The organism is Kitasatospora putterlickiae (assembly GCF_039527695.1).
Lineage (GTDB): Bacteria > Actinomycetota > Actinomycetes > Streptomycetales > Streptomycetaceae > Kitasatospora > Kitasatospora putterlickiae.
Window position 1 is genome coordinate 4,423 of record NZ_BAAAKJ010000022.1, and the last position, 2,847, is coordinate 7,269.

The 2,847-nt window shown below is 74.6% G+C and carries 2 protein-coding genes and 1 pseudogene; all 3 read right to left on the minus strand.

From position 1 onward, the window contains the following. A pseudogene (locus tag ABD308_RS39530) lies at positions 1-593 on the minus strand (gluconate 2-dehydrogenase subunit 3 family protein); the annotation flags it as partial. Next, the gene (locus ABD308_RS02850; protein WP_344324986.1) at positions 586-1,032 is read right to left on the minus strand and encodes a hypothetical protein; all 447 of its coding nucleotides are present in this window, start codon (positions 1,030-1,032) and stop codon (positions 586-588) included. The gene ABD308_RS02850 and the pseudogene ABD308_RS39530, both read right to left, overlap by 8 nt. Next, positions 1,019-2,824: a thiamine pyrophosphate-requiring protein gene (locus tag ABD308_RS02855; protein WP_344324989.1), complete on the minus strand. Its 1,806-nt coding sequence runs from the start codon at positions 2,822-2,824 to the stop codon at positions 1,019-1,021. Before ABD308_RS02855 ends, ABD308_RS02850 begins: the two co-directional genes overlap by 14 nt. Positions 2,825-2,847 lie beyond the last annotated feature (23 nt).

Genomic DNA, 2,847 nt, shown 5'->3' on the forward strand with positions numbered 1-2,847 from the left:
GGCGGGCGCGGGTCGGCGTCGGCGACCTCCCAGGGTTCGCGCCGCCCGACGCCCAGGCGCAGGTAGCCGCGCGGGTGGGCGGGGCCGCCGAAGCCGATCTCGTTCCAGGCGGTGGGGTGGGCGTAGTAGGCGGTGCACGCGTAGCGCGTCCACAGGCTCCAGACGTGCTGGGCGGGCAGGCCGTGCCAGCGTTCGCCGCGCAGGTGCGGGAGCCGGCCGACCAGGGCGCGCTGCCGGGCGTCGGTGAGCGCGGCGAACGGTCCGCCGGCGTCGGCGTCCAGGGCGTGCAGGGAGCGGCGCCAGGCCTCGTCGTCGGGCGGCATGTCGGCGAAGTGCCAGCCGTCGGTCTGCTGTTCGGCGAGCCGGGCGTCGATCATCGGCAGCACGGGGACGGCCGGGTGGTCGAGCAGCTGGTCGAGCAGGGCGCGGGCGGTGGCCTCCTCGGCGGGGGTGTGGAAGCGCAGCGGCGGCCGCGGCCCGCCGGTGCGGGCGAGCACCACCGCGGCCGTCACGCCGTCCCAGTGGCGGGCCTGGCCGAGCACGTCGTAGCCGGGGAAACGGGTCCCCCGGTCGGGCGCGGGGCCCTCAGGCATCCCGGGACTCCCTCCGCAGCAGGGCGGCGAGCAGCCCCATCCCGCCGACCAGGCTCATCAGCAGCGGGGCGAACAGCGGCGGGCCCATCTCCACGTTGTAGCGGGCCATCGACCAGCCGCCGGGCTTCTCGGCGATCCCGCGCACGTGCAGCCAGGTGCCCTGGAGGCCGTTGAGGGTGATCGCGGCGGAGGCGACCGGCAGCAGGGTGCGCGCGGCGCGCGGGCTGGCCGCGCCGGCGACGCCGGCCGCCGCGCCCACCGGGCCGAGCCAGACCGGCCACCACATCACCCGGTTGCCGAACCCGGCCCGGTCGTGTTCCAGGTAGATCTCGGCGGCGGTGATCACCGAGCCGGCGGCGGTGGCGAGCGCCAGCGAGCGCTGGAAGCGGCCGGTGCGGATGTTGCGCAGCGCGAGGCCGGGGAGGTCAGTGGTGCCCATGGCGGCCTCCGAAGGACGGCAGGAGTTCCTGCAGCTTGGCCCGCAGGCCCTGGCGGACCACCGCGACCCGGTCGGCGTCGCCGCGCAGCACGGACGCGGCGGCGGCCTGGATCTGGTCCCAGGTGGCGTGCGGCGGGATCGGCGGCACGGCCGGGTCGGTGCGCAGGTCCAGCACGTACGGGCGGTCGGCGGTGAGCGCGGCCTGCCAGCCGCCCGCCACCTCGCCGGCTTCCAGGACGCGCGAGGCGCCGAGGCCGAGGGTGCGGGCGAACGCGGCGTAGTCGACGTCGGGCAGCTCCTGCGAGGGCAGGAAGCTGGGCGCGCCCTGCATCGCGCGCATCTCCCAGGTGACCTGGTTGAGGTCGCGGTTGTTGAGGACGGCCACCACCAGGCGCGGGTCCTGCCACCGCCGGCAGTACTTGGCGACGGTGATCAGTTCGGCCATGCCGTTCATCTGCATGGCGCCGTCGCCGACCAGGGCGATCGCGGGCCGGTCCGGGTGGGCGAACTTGGCGCCGATCGCGTAGGGCACGCCAGGGCCCATGGTGGCCAGGGTGCCGGAGAGCGAGCCGCGCATCCGCCCGTGGAAGCGCAGGTGGCGGGCGTACCAGTTGGCGGCGGAGCCGGAGTCGGCGGTCACCATGGCGTCGTCGGGCAGCAGGGCGTCGAGGGCGTGCACGGCGTACTCGGGGTTGATCGGGTCGGCCTCGACGGCGGCCCGCCGCTCCATCACGTCCCACCAGCGCTCGGTGTTGTCGCAGACGGTGCGCTGCCAGCCGCGGTCCTCCTTGCGGACGAGCAGCGGGAGCAGCGCGTCCAGGGTGCGGGCGGCGTCGCCGACGAGGTTGACCTCGTACGGGTAGCGCAGGCCCACCATGAACGGGTCGAGATCGATCTGCACGCCGCGGGCCCGGCCGAACTCGGGCAGGAACTGGGTGTAGGGGAAGCTGGAGCCGATGGTCAGCAGGGTGTCGCAGTCGCGCATCAGCTCGTAGGAGGGGCGGGTGCCGAGCAGGCCGATCGAGCCGGTGACGTAGGGCAGGGTGTCGGGCAGCGCGTCCTTGCCCAGCAGCGCCTTGGCGACGCCCGCGCCGAGCAGCTCGGCGACCTGTTCGACCTGCGCGCGGGCGCCGCGGGCGCCCTGGCCGACCAGCATCGCCACCTTGCGTCCGGCGTTCAGCACCTCGGCGGCGCGGCGCAGTTCCTCCTCCTCGGGGACGACGGACCAGCGCGGGCTGCCGAGGCTGGAGGGCACCATCTTGAAGGCGTGCCGCGGCTCCTCGTAGTCGAGTTCCTGCACGTCGGCCGGGACGATGACGGCGGTGACGGTGCGCCGGGCGGCGGCGGTGCGCATCGCCCGGTCCAGGACGTTGGGCAGCTGCTCGGGGACGGTCACCATCTGGCAGTACTCGGCGGCGACGTCCTTGAACAGGCTGAGCAGGTCCACCTCCTGCTGGTAGGAGCCGCCCATCGCGCTGCGGTCGGTCTGGCCGACCAGGGCGACCACCGGGACGTGGTCGAGCTTCGCGTCGTAGAGGCCGTTGAGCAGGTGGATCGCGCCGGGCCCCGAGGTGGCGGCGCACACGGCGGTCCGGCCGGAGAACTTGGCGTAGCCGACGGCTTCGAAGGCCGCCATCTCCTCGTGCCGCGCCTGGACGAAGACCGGCCGGTTGTCGGCCCGGCCCCAGGCCGCGAGCAGGCCGTTGATGCCGTCGCCCGGGTAACCGAAGACGTACTCGACGTCCCAGCTGCGCAGTCGTTCCAGGATGTGGTCGGAGACCTTGGGTGACACGGCGATTCTCCTCCTTCGTGGCG

Excerpts from the sequence above, each read along its gene's own strand:
- ABD308_RS02850 (WP_344324986.1), bottom strand. The coding sequence starts at position 1,032 with ATGGGCACCACTGACCTCCCCGGCCTCGCGCTGCGCAACATCCGCACC.